General features: G+C 38.6%; 18 protein-coding genes. 10 read left to right on the forward strand and 8 right to left on the reverse strand.

What is annotated here, in order from left to right:
* Positions 1 to 188: 188 nt before the first annotated feature.
* A complete protein-coding gene (locus KCTC52924_RS04675) occupies positions 189 to 2,312 on the forward strand; it encodes a Tex family protein (RefSeq protein ID WP_251806937.1) in 2,124 nt (707 codons plus the stop codon).
* Positions 2,313 to 2,501: 189 nt separating this feature from the next.
* Positions 2,502 to 2,696 (forward strand): hypothetical protein, encoded by a 195-nt coding sequence (locus KCTC52924_RS04680; protein WP_370671511.1) that lies wholly within the window; start codon positions 2,502 to 2,504, stop codon positions 2,694 to 2,696.
* 225 nt (positions 2,697 to 2,921) lie between these two features.
* Here KCTC52924_RS04680 and KCTC52924_RS04685 read toward each other — a convergent pair whose 3' ends face one another.
* The gene (locus tag KCTC52924_RS04685; RefSeq protein WP_251806936.1) at positions 2,922 to 3,254 is read right to left on the reverse strand and encodes a single-stranded DNA-binding protein; all 333 of its coding nucleotides are present in this window, start codon (positions 3,252 to 3,254) and stop codon (positions 2,922 to 2,924) included.
* A gap of 374 nt (positions 3,255 to 3,628) precedes the next feature.
* On the opposite strand from KCTC52924_RS04685, the gene KCTC52924_RS04690 reads away from it, so the two are divergent.
* From KCTC52924_RS04690 to KCTC52924_RS04700, 3 genes are all read left to right on the forward strand, one after another.
* Positions 3,629 to 4,201, forward strand: coding sequence for a pentapeptide repeat-containing protein (locus KCTC52924_RS04690; RefSeq protein ID WP_251806935.1), 573 nt, complete (start codon positions 3,629 to 3,631; stop codon positions 4,199 to 4,201).
* A 21-nt stretch (positions 4,202 to 4,222) separates the two neighbouring features.
* Complete coding sequence (locus KCTC52924_RS04695; protein WP_251806934.1) at positions 4,223 to 4,606, forward strand: VOC family protein; 384 nt, start codon at positions 4,223 to 4,225, stop codon at positions 4,604 to 4,606.
* A 220-nt stretch (positions 4,607 to 4,826) separates the two neighbouring features.
* Positions 4,827 to 5,177 carry a hypothetical protein gene (locus tag KCTC52924_RS04700; RefSeq protein ID WP_251806933.1) on the forward strand — a complete coding sequence of 117 codons (351 nt, stop codon included), beginning with the start codon at positions 4,827 to 4,829 and terminating at the stop codon, positions 5,175 to 5,177.
* A gap of 104 nt (positions 5,178 to 5,281) precedes the next feature.
* Here the strand turns inward: KCTC52924_RS04700 and KCTC52924_RS04705 are convergent, their stop codons facing one another.
* Positions 5,282 to 5,746 (reverse strand): CBS domain-containing protein, encoded by a 465-nt coding sequence (locus KCTC52924_RS04705; RefSeq protein ID WP_251806932.1) that lies wholly within the window; start codon positions 5,744 to 5,746, stop codon positions 5,282 to 5,284.
* A 211-nt stretch (positions 5,747 to 5,957) separates the two neighbouring features.
* Here KCTC52924_RS04705 and KCTC52924_RS04710 point away from each other — a divergent pair, with 211 nt between their 5' ends.
* The 4 genes from KCTC52924_RS04710 to KCTC52924_RS04725 all read left to right on the forward strand — a co-directional run bounded on the left by KCTC52924_RS04710 (position 5,958) and on the right by KCTC52924_RS04725 (position 10,378).
* The gene (locus KCTC52924_RS04710) at positions 5,958 to 8,243 is read left to right on the forward strand and encodes a M28 family peptidase (RefSeq protein WP_251806931.1); all 2,286 of its coding nucleotides are present in this window, start codon (positions 5,958 to 5,960) and stop codon (positions 8,241 to 8,243) included.
* Complete coding sequence (locus KCTC52924_RS04715) at positions 8,236 to 9,045, forward strand: SDR family oxidoreductase (RefSeq protein WP_251806930.1); 810 nt, start codon at positions 8,236 to 8,238, stop codon at positions 9,043 to 9,045. The genes KCTC52924_RS04710 and KCTC52924_RS04715 overlap by 8 nt, the downstream gene beginning before the upstream one ends.
* A gap of 121 nt (positions 9,046 to 9,166) precedes the next feature.
* Positions 9,167 to 9,544 carry a hypothetical protein gene (locus KCTC52924_RS04720; protein WP_251806929.1) on the forward strand — a complete coding sequence of 126 codons (378 nt, stop codon included), beginning with the start codon at positions 9,167 to 9,169 and terminating at the stop codon, positions 9,542 to 9,544.
* A gap of 138 nt (positions 9,545 to 9,682) precedes the next feature.
* Positions 9,683 to 10,378 (forward strand): hypothetical protein, encoded by a 696-nt coding sequence (locus tag KCTC52924_RS04725; RefSeq protein ID WP_251806928.1) that lies wholly within the window; start codon positions 9,683 to 9,685, stop codon positions 10,376 to 10,378.
* Between the two features lie 127 nt (positions 10,379 to 10,505).
* On the opposite strand, the gene KCTC52924_RS04730 is transcribed toward KCTC52924_RS04725, so the two are convergent.
* Positions 10,506 to 10,985: a nuclear transport factor 2 family protein gene (locus tag KCTC52924_RS04730; protein WP_370671512.1), complete on the reverse strand. Its 480-nt coding sequence runs from the start codon at positions 10,983 to 10,985 to the stop codon at positions 10,506 to 10,508.
* Positions 10,986 to 11,001: 16 nt separating this feature from the next.
* The gene (locus KCTC52924_RS04735) at positions 11,002 to 11,496 is read right to left on the reverse strand and encodes a hypothetical protein (RefSeq protein WP_251806926.1); all 495 of its coding nucleotides are present in this window, start codon (positions 11,494 to 11,496) and stop codon (positions 11,002 to 11,004) included.
* A 65-nt stretch (positions 11,497 to 11,561) separates the two neighbouring features.
* Here KCTC52924_RS04735 and KCTC52924_RS04740 point away from each other — a divergent pair, with 65 nt between their 5' ends.
* On the forward strand, positions 11,562 to 12,503 hold the full coding sequence (locus tag KCTC52924_RS04740) for an NAD-dependent epimerase/dehydratase family protein (RefSeq protein ID WP_251806925.1): 942 nt from the start codon (positions 11,562 to 11,564) through the stop codon (positions 12,501 to 12,503).
* A gap of 15 nt (positions 12,504 to 12,518) precedes the next feature.
* Here the strand turns inward: KCTC52924_RS04740 and rimK are convergent, their stop codons facing one another.
* The 4 genes from rimK to KCTC52924_RS04760 form a co-directional block, all read right to left on the reverse strand.
* Positions 12,519 to 13,898 (reverse strand): 30S ribosomal protein S6--L-glutamate ligase, encoded by a 1,380-nt coding sequence (rimK, locus tag KCTC52924_RS04745; RefSeq protein ID WP_251806924.1) that lies wholly within the window; start codon positions 13,896 to 13,898, stop codon positions 12,519 to 12,521.
* A 119-nt stretch (positions 13,899 to 14,017) separates the two neighbouring features.
* The gene (locus tag KCTC52924_RS04750) at positions 14,018 to 14,434 is read right to left on the reverse strand and encodes a VOC family protein (protein WP_251806923.1); all 417 of its coding nucleotides are present in this window, start codon (positions 14,432 to 14,434) and stop codon (positions 14,018 to 14,020) included.
* Positions 14,435 to 14,492: 58 nt separating this feature from the next.
* A complete protein-coding gene (locus tag KCTC52924_RS04755; RefSeq protein ID WP_251806922.1) occupies positions 14,493 to 15,272 on the reverse strand; it encodes an RMD1 family protein in 780 nt (259 codons plus the stop codon).
* Between the two features lie 5 nt (positions 15,273 to 15,277).
* On the reverse strand, positions 15,278 to 15,598 hold the full coding sequence (locus tag KCTC52924_RS04760; protein ID WP_251806921.1) for a hypothetical protein: 321 nt from the start codon (positions 15,596 to 15,598) through the stop codon (positions 15,278 to 15,280).

A 15,598-nucleotide genomic window follows, 5' to 3' on the forward strand; every position in this document is an offset into this window, starting at 1 on the left:
GAGGGGAAACCCCAACTTCACATAGAATACTAGGATTGAGAAAGAATACGGTCCGGTAGCGCCTGCCTGACGATAGACAGGCGCAGTCCAGAGCTAACAAACCTAGATTGCACGAAGCCAACGACAAACAGCCTTGATTAGAAAAACAGTAGTAGAAATACCATCTTCCAAATAAATCGCTATACCTCATGAACCTGATTTCCTACATCACCAAACACACGCAACTACCTAGTAAAAGCGTAGAAAACACGGTAGGCTTATTAAATGAGGATTGTACGGTGCCCTTTATTTCCCGCTACCGAAAGGAGCGAACGGGAAATTTAGACGAGGTGCAGGTGGGCGATATCGTACAGTACAAGGCGCAATATGAGGCCTTAGAAAAACGGAAAACAACAATTCTAAAGTCCATTGAAGAACAAGGGGCACTTACCCCTGAATTGGCCAATAAAATTGTTGCCACAGAGGACGCAACTACCTTGGAGGACCTATATCTTCCCTATAAGAAAAAACGAAAGACCAAAGCGGAAACCGCCATTAAAAATGGATTGGAGCCGTTGGCAAAAACCATTTTGGCACAGAAATCCAACGCATTGGAAAGGGAGGTATCAAAATTCCTTTCCAATACCGTTCCCAACGAAGACGATGCCCTGGAGGGCGCTCGACATATCATTTCGGAATGGATCAACGAACGTACAGACGTCAGAAATCAGTTGAGGAACCAATTGGAAAAATTTGCGCAGATTACCACCAAAGTGATCACCGCCAAGAAAGATGATGAAAAAGCTCAAAAATATAGGGACTATTTTGACTGGAGTGAATCTTTAAATCGCTGCCCTTCTCATAGGTTATTAGCCATTTTACGTGCGGAGAACGAGGGTTTTGTCCGTGTGAAAATAGAGATAGATGACGACAAGGCCATTTCCAATATTGCATATAGGATCATTAAATCGAACAACGCATGCACCCAACATCTACAATTGGCCATCGAGGACGCCTATAAAAGATTACTGTTACCCTCTCTTTCCAATGAAACTTTAAAATCTTCCAAGGTAAAGGCCGATGAAGCCGCCATCCTAGTGTTTTCAAAAAATCTAAAACAACTGTTACTAGGTTCTCCTTTGGGAGAAAAAAGAATCCTAGCCATAGATCCCGGCTTTAGAACTGGCTGCAAGGTGGTTTGTCTTAGCGCACAGGGGGAATTGAAACACAACGAGACTATTTACCCACATGCCCCGCAAAACGATAGCAGCGGCGCCATAAAGAAAATAAGCTCTTTGGCAGACGCTTATAAAATAGAGGCCATCGCCATCGGTAATGGCACCGCTTCGCGGGAAACAGAACAGTTGATAAAACGCATTCATTTTAAAAATAATATGGAGGTTTTTGTGGTAAGCGAGGCAGGAGCCTCCATATATTCCGCTTCTAAAATCGCAAGGGACGAATTCCCCAACTACGACGTTACTGTCCGTGGGGCCATATCTATTGGGAGGCGCCTGGCGGATCCCTTGGCAGAATTGGTGAAAATAGACGCCAAATCTATTGGAGTAGGGCAATACCAACACGATGTGGACCAGACCCTTTTAAAAAATTCCTTGGATACCGCTGTGGAAAGCTGTGTAAACACTGTTGGAGTAAACATAAACACAGCAAGTGTTCCCTTATTGAGTTATGTATCGGGAATTGGACCAAAGCTGGCCGAAAACATTGTCACCTATCGCAATGAAAACGGCCCATTTGAGAGTCGCGCAGAAATAAAAAAAGTACCCCGATTAGGAGCGAAAGCCTTTGAACAAGGGGCCGCATTTTTACGCATAAAAAAGGCTAAAAATCCCTTGGACGATTCGGCAGTACATCCAGAAAGTTATTCCATTGTTAAGCAAATGGTGAAAGATCAAAATATTGTCCTTTCGGAAATCATTGGCAACAAGGAAGTAATTAAGAAAATTGACATACAAAAATATCGCACGGATACGGTAGGATTATTCACCTTAGAGGATATTGTAAAAGAATTGGAAAAACCAGGCTTGGACGTTCGGGAAAAGGCAAAAGTCTTTACGTTCGATCAGAATATACGCAGCATATCCGATCTTAAGGAAGGACAGCTATTACCAGGCATTGTCAACAATATCACCAATTTCGGCTGTTTTGTAGATGTTGGCATCAAGGAAAGCGGTTTAATCCATATCTCCAATCTATCGAATAGTTTTGTAAAGGATGTGAATGAACATGTTAGTCTTCACCAACAAATTATCGTTAAGGTCCTTGAAGTGGATATTACCAGAAAACGTATACAGTTAGCGTTGCACAAATAAGCCTATAGTTCCCTAGAGCGAGCACTGCTGCGGTACATTCTGAACAAAGGCAGACTGTATTTATTGGTCCTGATATAGAGCGAATTACAGCAAACAGAACTACCAATACCCCGCAAAATTAATTTAACAATTAATCTTATTTAGATTCATTTAAAATAAATACTTTTGTCTAGTCAATACCAATTCATTGTGGGCAACAAGAAAAAAGTCGATAAAAAAAAGGATAAGAAGCTAAAAAAGGCGGAGAAAAAGGAGCAGAAAATGCTACTTAAAGCCATGGCTCCTGCAGGTTGCAAGACCAAATGCTGTGAAAAGTATTTAAAAGCCGAATCCAAACGCTGCAAGCGTTGTCCCTGCTTTGATTTGATAATGAAAGTGGCATAAATTCACCGTACCATACTTTTTATGTTACGATATCATCCCTAGCGAACATATTCTGCATGAATTTCTAATTCAATACCCCAATACCACTGAAAGATAGTGACCTCGCCCCTACGGAGCTAAATTCAATCGGTTTGTATTGTTTATTAGGCAGCATCCGCCAATCGGCAATAAAAAAGGCCTGCCATAGGAAACAACAGACCTTCTTACAATAGCCAGAAACCCAATTCATTTCCCCAACATCAGCAACTCATTACAACGTATCTCAGTAATATAGCGCTTCTCCCCTTCCTTGGACTCATAGGATCTTGTGGTTAATTTACCTTCTATGGCCACTTCCTTGCCCTTGGTTAAATAGTTCTCCACGATCTCCGCAGTCTTGCCCCAGGCCACCACATTATGCCATTGCGTATCGGTTACCTTTTCCCCCTTGGCATTCTTGTAGGTTTCATTGGTAGCTACGGAAAATTTGGCCAGTTTGGCACCTCCATCAAGATTAATGATTTCTGGGTCGTTTCCCAGGTTTCCAATCAACTGTACTTTGTTTCTAAGTGCATTCATAATAAATAGTTTTAATGTTAAACAGAAATTATTTTTTTGATACCACAAACCTATTCCACACTCCAAACTTTATTCGGTTGAAAACTATTTAATTTCGCTTGTAATCATTTGTAGTCGTTTAAAAACATAAAATACTCCCCCGAATAAAGGGAATTATAGAGCTCAGCACTGCATCACAATTTCAAAAGCTAAAGGGCTCTATATCGAAAAATATAGTGCCCCCAAATCCCAAAGTTTAATTGAAAGAAGGACGAATTTATTAGTACCTTGCCCTTTGGAAAAAGTTGATTCCAGCAAGAAATACACATTATACAATACTGATTAGCACTGTAGTAACAATCAGTATAAGAAGTTTAATTCTAAACACAAATAAGATGAACAATCCATTTATAATGGACCAAACCTACAAAGGCATAGACTATACCATAAATAAATTACCAAAAGGAGAATATGAAAACTGTGTTTTTGAATCTTGCTCATTTTCTAAGGCAGACATTGCCAATGTATCCTTTATGGAATGCACCTTTATAGAGTGCGACTTAAGTAATGTGCATCTTAAAAATACCGCTATAAAAGAGAGCGAATTTGAAAATTGTAAAATGCTAGGAGTCAGGTTTGATCATTGCAATCCTTTCCTACTTTCCTTCAAGTTTGTGGGTTGCACCTTAAACTTGTCCTCCTTCCACAAACTAACGCTAAAGAATATGGTATTTAGCAATTGTAAACTTCATCAGGCCGACTTCTCCGAAAGCGATCTCTCCAATGCTAAATTTGATAACTGCGACCTAAAGGAAGCGATTTTTGAGAACTCCATTTTATTGAAAACAGATTTTCGTTCAGCCATAAATTTCAACATCGACCCAGAAAATAACAAGTTAAAAAAAGCGAAATTTTCTAAAGAGGGTGCGTTGGGACTCTTGCTAAAGTATAATATTGATATAGAATAGGTAAAATCACCCCTCTAGACAATGCTCAACAAAATTCACCATATCGCCATTATTGCCTCTGATTACGAAAAATCCAAAAGATTTTATGTGGATGTTTTAGGATTAACGCCTATCCGGGAAGTATTTAGAAAGGAAAGAAAGTCCTATAAATTAGACCTAGCGTTACACGGGACCTATATTTTAGAGCTCTTTTCATTTCCCGAAACACCAACCAGATTGTCTAGACCAGAAGCAACGGGATTACGCCATTTGGCCTTTGAAGTAGCTAACCTAGAAAAAGTTATCGATAAATTATCTCAATCTGGAATAGTAGCAGAACCAGTTCGTATGGACGAATTCACCCATAAACAATTCACTTTTATTTTTGACCCCGACCAATTGCCTATAGAACTTTATCAAAAATAACCCTCAAACCGACACCATAGAATGGCAGTTCATAAGTCAAATTTTAAAATTATTATGGGATTTAGAATGTGTTACTAATCCTAAGCATCATAAAGAGATTAAAAACCGCTACTTCCTTAAGCACTTCATAATGAGGTATTTTCACTATATTGGGAATAGAAACATGTAGTAACTCCACTTAAAAGCAACTACTACTGACCAAACTAAAAATAAAAGGTATATGGAAAAAAAATGTTTGGAATGCGGTGATAAGATTTTGGGACGGGTAGATAAAAAATTCTGTTCGGACTATTGTAGGAACTCCTATAACAATAAACTGAATAAGGACAGTAAAAATCTAGTACGCAACATCAATAACCGTTTGCGTAAAAACTATAGGATACTAGACAGTTTCCCCCTTAACGATGGAAAAACTAAAACCACCAAGACCCGTTTAATGGATAAAGGATTCGATTTTGAGTACCTAACCAACCTATACACTACCAAAAAAGGTACTACTTATTATTTCGTTTACGACCTTGGATATCTTCCATTAGACAATGACTTTTACATGATTGTAAAACGAGAATAGCACTTTTAGCTTCTTAACTGGGAATACTTTTGACTAGGTGCAATTACCTTATAAAATGTCTGCTCGCAAAAGTGCAAGAGACTATTTGAAGAACTATTGGTTTACTATTTCCAATTATGTCCACTCAATTTTAAGGCAGCAATAACAATATCCTTGCGACTTATCTGGCCCACCAGAATATCATCTTTCAGTACAGGCAATCTTCTTCTATTGTGCTGAACAAAAATTCCAGCAGCATCAAATATGGAGGTATCATGTGGAATGGTCTCCACGTTCTTGGTCATAAACCGCTCTACACTTTTATCCAATATTGGCTGGTTAAAATAGCGACTTTCCGAAATCTGCTTCATACAATCTGCTTCAGAAATAATACCCACTAAAAATCCATTTTCATCCAGAACCGGTCCCCCAGAAATATGATGCTTGGCAAATTTTTCCATAACCTCCAAAATAGATTGATCGGGAGTAAACGTCACCAATTTTTTACACATATAATCTTCTACTAAAATGGGGGCGTCATATTCCTTTTTTATCGCTTTGCGAAACCCCTGAAAACTTTTTATTGCCATAAGATTATTTTTAGGTTAATCTGAAAGATAGCATATTTCAACACATTGCACAACTAATTACTATTTAAAGCGCGTACATGGCAATCATTATGCTAAATATTTAGCAATTATTTAATATCAAAATTCATAAAAATCAGACTTCCCCATGGTAATCCTTACCAAGAATAATATACAGAAAGAATTTCTTACTTTTAAGTTTTTGCAACTCACTATGAAAAAATTTCCTACTGCCATTACCTTGCTGCTTATTCTCCTTGCCATATATCTAGGATTTTGGAGCAGCATGCCCACCTACCAGCCCGATATGGATCTTGACAAAACCAAGTTTTCTACGGACCGCGCCTTTATTCACGTGAAAAACATGTCGCAAGAACCTCATGCCGTAGGTTTTCCGGCACATACCAAGGTAAGGGAATATCTAATCAATGAACTAAAAAAACTTGGTTTAGAACCCGTCACACAAACGGGATATACCGCAGGAGATTGGGCAAATTTCAGTAGAGTTACCAACGTAATGGCTCGCATAAAAGGCAGTAATCCAGGAAATGCCCTACTGTTGCTCTCACATTATGACAGCAGCCCACATTCTTCCTTGGGAGCAAGTGATGCCGCAAGCGGGGTAGCTACTATTCTGGAAGGGGTTAGGGCCTATTTGGAAGAAAATAACAGCCCTAAAAATGATATCATCATTCTTTTTTCAGATGCGGAGGAATTAGGATTAAATGGTGCCGATCTATTTGTAAACAACCATCCTTGGGCAAAAGAAGTGAAATTGGCTCTTAATTTTGAAGCTAGGGGCAGCGGCGGTCCATCCTATATGCTTTTGGAAACCAACAGGGGAAACGGTTCGTTAATCAAAGAATTCATCAACGCCAACCCCACCTACCCTGTAGCGAACTCTTTAGTCTATAGCATCTATAAAATGCTTCCCAATGATACTGACTTAACAGTTTTTAGGGAAGACCGAGATATAGACGGTTTCAACTTTGCTTTTATAGATGACCACTTTGACTACCATACTGTAAGGGATAATTACGACCGACTGGATGCCAACACCTTGGCCCACCAAGGGACCTATCTAATGCCATTGTTACAACATTTTAGCGATGCCGACCTTACCCATCTTAAAAGTCCTAACGATCTGGTCTATTTTAATATGCCATATTTTAGACTGTTATCCTATCCTTTTGAATGGATATGGCCTATGCTGATAGGCGCCGTATTTCTATTTTTGATTTTGATCTTCCACGGATTTAGAAAAAAGGTTTTGACCTTTACGGAAATTGGGACCGGTTTTATTCCTATGCTATTGACCTTGGTCATTAATGGCCTGATTGGGTATTTTGGATGGTCTTTAATATTAAAGGTTTACCCTCAATACCAAGACATACTCCATGGTTTCACCTATAATGGATATTCCTATATTACCGCATTTGTTTTTGTATGCCTTGCAGTAGGGTTTTGGTGTTATCACAGGTTAGGCAAGGCCAGTATCCCAAATCTTCTAATTGCCCCAGCAGTACTTTGGTTAATTATATGTGGTTTTCTGGCTATATATTTAAAAGGAGGCAGTTTTTTTATCCTGCCCGTCTTTGCGCTTTTGGCATCGCTGTGGATTCTAATTGGTCAGAAATCTCCCCATCCACTATTATTTGTAGTCTTGGCGCTTCCCGCCATATGGCTGTATTCGCCACTGATAAAAATGTTCCCAGTAGGCCTTGGCCTTAAAATGATTATCACTACTACCTTACTAACCTCCCTTAGCTTTTTTCTACTGCTACCAAATATTGGTACTATAAAGGCAAAACAGCGTCTGGCCTATCTATGCCTACTCCTTTTTATTGGCTTTCTTGTATCGGCCCATCTAAATTCAGGCTTCAACAAGGACAATGCGAAACCCACCAGCCTGATCTACCTTTTGGACGCAGATAGCAACACCGCCCAATGGACTACCTACGATAAGGTTTTATCACCTTGGACTGCACAATATATAGGCATCAATAAGGAAACACCCCGTAAAACGGAGCACCAACACCTAAGCAGTAAATACGGAACCGGATTTAGCTTTGTAGCCAACGCGCCTTTGAAAAATATGACACCACCAAAAGTAGAAATAGTAAAAGATACCATATCAGGGGAGGATAGATTGCTCGAAATTATCATTAGCCCCCAAAGACCTATAAACCGATTGGAAGTATTCACCAATGAGATTGAAATATCGAAAGCGGTCATCAATACGATTCCATTGACCGATTACTATCTAAAAAACAGAAATGGCAATAAATTAATCACTCATTACGTAAGTAATAACGATCCCACCTATTTACAAATAGCCATCCCGAGGCAAAGCAAATTGGAACTCACACTCTATGAGGCATCCAATGATCTATTGAACCATCCACAATTCAGTGTCCCGCAACGCCCAGAAGACAATATTCCAACACCATTTGTTTTAAACGACGCAATACTAATTACTAAAAAAATAAAATTTGAATAAAACTATTGGCATTCTAGGATGCGGATGGCTGGGATTGCCCTTAGCCACAACCTTAGTATCAAATAATTACAAGGTTCACGGATCTACCACCACCCAAGAAAAAATAGAAGATTTAATAAATGTAGGGATAACTCCCTTCCTGATTCAGCTTTCAGAAATTGGAATAAATGGTGACATCAAAGGATTCCTAAAAGATTTGGAGATTGTGCTTATAAATATTCCCCCTAGATTGCGCAGTGAACCTAAAGAAAATTACGTTAAAAAAATAACCCACTTACACCAAGCCATAAAGGAAGCCAAGATAAGAACAGTTGTATTTATAAGTAGCACCTCGGTCTATGGAAATTGCCAAGGCAGGATTACCGAGGACACCTTGCCGCAGCCCAATACCGAATCTGGAAAACAGCTTTTAGCATCAGAAAATATCTTTAGAAAAGATACCGTATTAAACACCTCCATTATTCGTTTTGGCGGTCTTATTGGACCCAAGAGACATCCTATAAATCAACTCTCGGGCAAGAAGGATCTAACCAACGGGATGGATAGCATCAATTTGATTCATTTAGACGATTGTATTGGACTCATCAGAACAATTCTGACAGAAAATTATGAGAATGTATTGATCAATGGGGTCTACCCGTTACATCCCACAAAAAAGGAATACTACACCTCCGAGGCCAGTAAAAAAGGCATCTCCCCCCCTACTTATCTCCCTGTAACAAACAAAAAAGGCGACAAAATCATAGAAAATACACCCGAAATTGTTAAAATATACCACTACTTCACATCAATTATCAGTTGATTCACCACACAATTTGACACTTTCACAACAAAGACCATTTCCTGATGTTAATTTTCATCGATGATTTATTACCTTTCATCGGTAAAATATACCTTTATTGAAATATTTAAAATTAGTTACTATGGAAAATTCAAGGCTAAAAAGCACCGTATTTTTGGAGATAAAAAGCTTGATTTCTGAAAGCTGCTCAAAGAATAGGCTATCGCGTAAATCTCAAAATTTACACGAATCAATAATAAAAAACCATTATAATGCGGTAGACGCATCTATAGATTATAATAGAAATCGCGTGATTATGGAAATTGTAATGGACGATAGCTACTATAATCCACAAACAATTAATTTATCACTCCCCTTATTGCGAACAAATATGTTTTTTGACAATCTGGAGGAGCTTTTGAATTCTTGTTTGGACACTGACAATTCCAATATTGCCTTCTATGCCCAGCTATTAAAAACCTATGGAAACAAGGATTCTAAATTGGCCCTTGTTTCTTAATGATACAGCAATTTATTGCCATAATAAATACAAGGATGCTTTACGGCATCCTTTTTTATTGCTTATCAAAGCTTTAAGACTTTCCTTAACACTAGAAATGAAATAATTTATTAGATTTGGCACACTAAAAATAGAATAATGAAAAAAATAGGACTGATACTCCTCCTTATTGTAGGAATTTCCGCTAATGCCCAGACCAAGAGTGATTTACTTAAACATTATGAGGCATTTTATGATCAAATGAGGGTGCAAGGCGATGTAGACGGCGTAATCAACGCATTGACACATCTAAACATACTATCGCCTAGTGTAGAACGCAATGACACTTTAGCCTACATATACGCCAACGACAATCAGCACCTACAAGCCTTAAACACCATTGGCATTGAAAAGAACGAGAAGGATTCAGATTTAGCCGTTCAGGTTAAAGCGATTTCGTTAAAGGCATTGAACCAACCAAAAAGAGCTTTGGAACAATTTGAAATTTTGAACCAAAGAATTCCAAATTCTTATTTAGCCTATGAATTGGCCGATCTTAAGATACAAACGGGTGACAATGTAGGAGCAACTGCAAATATCGATTATGGTATTGCAAATGCTAAGGACGATATGAAATATGCCTTTTACGAGAGACAACAACCCTATGAAGTTTCATTAAAAGCGGCACTGCTTCACCTAAGAGCGCTAGTACAGTTCAACAACGACCAAAGCAACATTGATTTGGCACTTGCTACCATTGAGGAAGCCTTAAGAATTGATCCTAATTTTAATCTGGCTAGCTTAAGCAAGCAGGCATTACAGTCGAGAAAGGAAAAACCTGAGGCACAGGAATAAGTAATTATGAGCCTAGCTCATCATTAAACCTTGTATTATATAAATAGCCACTGCAATCAGTGGCTATTTTTTATGAATTTTAATTAAAGTATTATCTAAAGGAGCATTCTTCTATTGATAAAATACATTACTGCTTCTTCAATTCCTCTATGATATCATCATCCGTTTCCTGTTTAATCTGGACCACTTCGGAAACATTTTGGTTGGGGATCACAATGGAAAGCACATAATGGGATATTTTCCAATCACCATCAATTTTTTGCAGTACCCCAGAACCGCGGCAAAGCTTCATTTGAGTATCTAACAACTCGTCAAACCAAGCAATATTTTCATTATCATTTACATACAAATTTCGCTCTAGTGCTGTAAAGTTCCACGCTTTTCCTTTATCAAAATGGGGCTTCGCATACCTTAGAAATTCGTCCTTATGCCAATTCTCCCTGGCATCAGTCCCAATAAAGATCGCATTGGCGGACATGGCGTTAAAATAATCCTCTAGCCTAGCTTCGGCAGCCGCCAAATGCCATTGATCTATAACGGAATTTATAGCTTGTTTCACCGCAACTTCCTGAGACCACATCGGTACATAAAATAGTATGAATGTCAATAATAAAATACAACATTTATTCATTCATAATTAGATTTAGGTCCAATTCACTATTCATCAACACATTGAACTGATTTCTATAAGCGTTATAAGCCGCTATCATTTCCAATGTGGATTCTTTAGCATTAACAAAATATTGCAAATCCCTTTTTGTCTTTAGAATAAAAGTCTGAAATACTTTTTGTCTGCTCTTGATCTGTGATTTATTAAAAACTGCGGGATATTCGGAATTTTCCAATAATTTCTGTTTTTCTATTAGATCTTCTATCACCAAGGTAAGATCTTCCCTATTAGCAACGCGATAAAGGGATTCGAACGCGGTTTCCATGTCCTTAAAAGCCTGCCAATCTTTCAATATCTCCACAGCCTTGACATTCACTGCTACCGGTTTTGGAAGCGAATCCACACTAAAAAAGGTCTCTTGAGTATCCAAGTCGACTTCCTTACCAGTCTCCTGCTTGCAGGACAACACCATAAAAAACACCACACCATAGAATAATATTTTTCCCATAAGACGAAGGTACAAATTTTAATAAAAAGCTATCTTTACCCGAACTTATATTTAAGCACAATTTAATGCAAAAATCAATATTGATAATAGGAGCCTGTGGGCAAATAGGAACAGAATTGACCCTAGCGCTACGGGAGCGTTATGGAAACGACAGAGTAGTTGCCAGCGATATTAGGGAAGGGAATGAAAGTCTTATGCAATCTGGACCCTTTGAGCTTTTGGATGCCACTAATTATCAAGCCGTAGAAAATATAGTAATGCATTATGAAATTGAGGAAGTGTACCTTATGGCAGCAATGCTTAGCGCCACAGCCGAGAAATTCCCGATGCGAGCCTGGGATTTAAACATGAATTCCCTTTTTCATGTATTGAATTTAGCCAAGGACAAAAAGATAAGCAAGGTTTTCTGGCCATCTAGCATCGCCGTGTTTGGTCCTGGCACCCCCAAGGAGAATACTCCCCTTCATACCATAATGGAACCCAGTACGGTCTATGGCATCAGTAAGCAATCTGGAGAAAGCTGGTGTTCCTATTACTTTAAAAAGTACGGGGTAGATGTTAGAAGTGTACGGTATCCAGGCTTAATCAGTTGGAAAACCCTCCCCGGCGGAGGCACTACCGATTATGCGATAGACATATATCACAGTGCACTTTCCCATAAAAAATACAGCTGCTTTTTAAAGGAGAACACTAAACTACCTATGATGTATATGGATGATGCCATAAGGGCTACCATTGCTATTATGGAATGTGATTCCGATACTATTTTGGAAAGATCGTCTTACAATTTAGCAGGGATGAGTTTTACTCCAGCAGAGATTGCCAAAAGCATTCAGAAGTATATCCCTAGTTTTGAAATAGAGTACAATCCCGACTTTAGACAAGATATCGCCGATTCCTGGCCAAGCAGTATTAATGACTCCGAGGCTCAAAAAGATTGGAACTGGAAGTCGAATTTCAACTTGGAACAAACCACAGAGGAGATGTTAAGGAACCTGGGCAAATAGCCCAGTTCCTTATCCTTATAATAAGCTAAATTTTATTTTTCGCTCTATTGCCACGATCATACTGTTTGCAATGTCCTTTCCAGTGGCATTTTCTATCCCTTCTAATCCCGGGGAAGAATTCACCTCCAAAAGCAATGGCCCTTTGTTGGAGCGGATAATATCTACTCCGGCAACGGCTAAATTAAGTACTTTCGCAGCCTTGATCGCTAGTTTTCTTTCCTCTACGGTAATCTTTATTACCGAGGCCTTCCCTCCTTGATGTAAATTTGCACGGAATTCTCCTTTTTCGGCCTGGCGTTGCATAGAAGCTACCACCTTTCCATTTACTACAAAACAACGGATATCCTGTCCGTTTGCCTCCTTGATGAATTCCTGCACCAAAATATTAGTCTGTACACTTTTAAAGGCATTGATCACACTCTCTGCAGCCTTATTGGTTTCCGCCAAAACTACGCCCTTCCCTTGGGTACTCTCCAATAATTTTATAATCAATGGCGCCCCGTTTACCATTCGGATCAGATCCTTGGTATCCATAGGTGATTTGGCAAATCCAGTGATGGGAATATGAATATCATTCTTGGAAAATAACTGTGAGGCAAAAAGCTTATCCCTAGATTGGGTGATGGCCTCAGCAGAATTTTGGCAATAGACCCCTAGGTTGTCAAACTGTCGGATCAATGCACAGCCATAAAAAGTGACCGCTGGTTTTATCCTAGGTATAATGGCATCAAATTCGTTCAAGATATTTCCTCCCCTATACCTAATTTCTGGGGAATTGGCATCTAGTTTCATATAGGCGTGTTCCACATTTAAGAACACCATATCATGTCCTCGTGCAGCGCCAGCCTCCATAAGCCTTTTATTACTGTACAATTGCGGGTTGCTCGCTAAAATTGCAATTTTAAGACCCGTTTTTTCCTTAACATAAGAGGCGTACTTATCGCTGACCTCCTTTAGGCTCATTTCATTTATATTGAAGCTTACAGCCGGATTTACCACAAACCTTCCACTTAGGGCCTCCCTTCCTAAAAGCATTCTATACTCCATAGTATCCCTACTGGCCAAAGTGAGCTCAATATCAAAAATTAACTCCCCCACTTTTACAGGCGTTTTAATGACGTAGCGTTCTTCCGATATTCCAGAAGAACTCTTTACCACCCTACGGTCTATCAACCGTGCCCTACACTCAATATTAATACTCCTATTGTCCTGCAAGGGATTTACTTCAAACCTTACCCATTCGTGTGCTCCTTTTGTATATATCTTTATATTATTTGCTTGAATGGAAGATGTTTTTGCACCAGAGTCTACCCTAGCCTTTATCGCTGGAATTTCCAGCTCCTCAAAAACACACCATTCTTCACTTCCAATTATACTAAGGTTATTAGCTGTCATTTTTATAATCTAATTTATAAGTGTGCAAAATAAGCAACTTGACTCTTTAGAATCAAGATTTCTTGTCTATTATTTTAAATAATAAATAAAAAGTTGGAATATAGGGATTAGGCCTAGTGTTACATTAAAAACATTTCTTTTTGCTTCTTAAAACATTTAAATTCTAACGTATGCCCATTGGGATCTTGAATAAAAAACGATTTATGCTCCCCTTTCCTATCCTTCAAGAAAACCACTTCGGCCATTACATCGAATTCACTTTTGGCCAATTTAGCATACAAACCTTCCCAAGTGGACTTGTCTACAATAATTCCGAAATGAAAGGAGGGTAATACGGTATTCTCAAACTTATAGGTTTTAAAAGTAAAATTAAAGCTACCGGCCTTAGTAAAGGTTATTTGATTCCCGAACAAATTAACATCCAACCAGCGAGGAGAATGCCTTCCTATTTCGGCACCGATCATATTTACGTAAAAATCTTCCGTTTTACTAATACTTAAACATGGCAAGGACATATGAAAAGGTACATTTTTCATGATATTATTATTTCTGGGTTGAGGTATATCTAAGGTAATAAAAAAGTTTAATCGCAAACTACCTAATAAGCCTAAACAGAAAAAGATCTAGAACTTCCACCAAGATTAAAATAATGATCACCCATTCTAATCTACTACTTTCCCTATGGTCCAAAATATCCTTGAACAGATCCAAGTTTTCTTTAATGATCTCTATGCGCTCATGAATATTTCTATACCTGGTCTTAAGGTCAAAAGTATTTTTAAGCTCTAGGTTCAACCTGTTCAGATTTTCGTTCTCCCAGGTACTGTCGGGTTCATCAAAAATATAAAGGTTTTCGGAAATCTGATTTTTGATGTTTAGAACCTTCCCTATAAATTTTTTTAACTTTACTCCAGAAATATACAACCGACCCTTCTTTTCTAAATAGGCGGTATGCTCGTTAGTCTCGGACAAAAGCTGATCCGTAATTTCGGAATAACGATCCAAGGCAACGGACTGGGAAGTATTCAACATCACCAATCTAATATATTCCGAATCAAAATTTGGCAAGATTACTTTATCGAAGGCCACCTGTTGGCGGCCTTCGATTATTTCTACTTGAATAGACTCTGTAAGTTGAGGAGAATTAACCTCATCTAAAATAGACGACAGCGACTTTAATATGATCCCCTGCTCCTTTTGGGAGTGGTTAAAAAAAGATACTAATCCATATCTAAAAATATAGATAAACTTCTTATCCCCATTTTTTAAATAAAGCTCATCGCTATCTGAAAACAAAATCTCTAGGGGCAATAAAGTTCTACATTGCCTAATATTAATGGTAGTCGCTATATGATAAGCAACAACCTCAAACATCTTTTCTAGTCGTCATCTTCATCATCTACACCCTCTACGCCCTCAAGGTCCACATCCGGAATTGCTTCTGGATCATCATCATCAAAATCCTCATAGTCATCCTCGTCATAATTGGCCATGGTCTTCTCCAACTTAGCACTGATCTTCACCAGATACTTGGTGTCCTCGGTAGTGACCTCTACTGCCTCTACCCGTTCGCCTTGGGCGTTCTTAAAGGTTATGATGTTAAGGTCGTCATATCCATCGGGATACTTCTCCACCAAGAGTTTTAACACCTCTGGCGTAAGTTTCTTAAAATCAACAATAACTCTTTTTAAATTGTCCAT

This window comes from Arenibacter antarcticus (assembly GCF_041320605.1).
Classification (GTDB): domain Bacteria; phylum Bacteroidota; class Bacteroidia; order Flavobacteriales; family Flavobacteriaceae; genus Arenibacter; species Arenibacter antarcticus.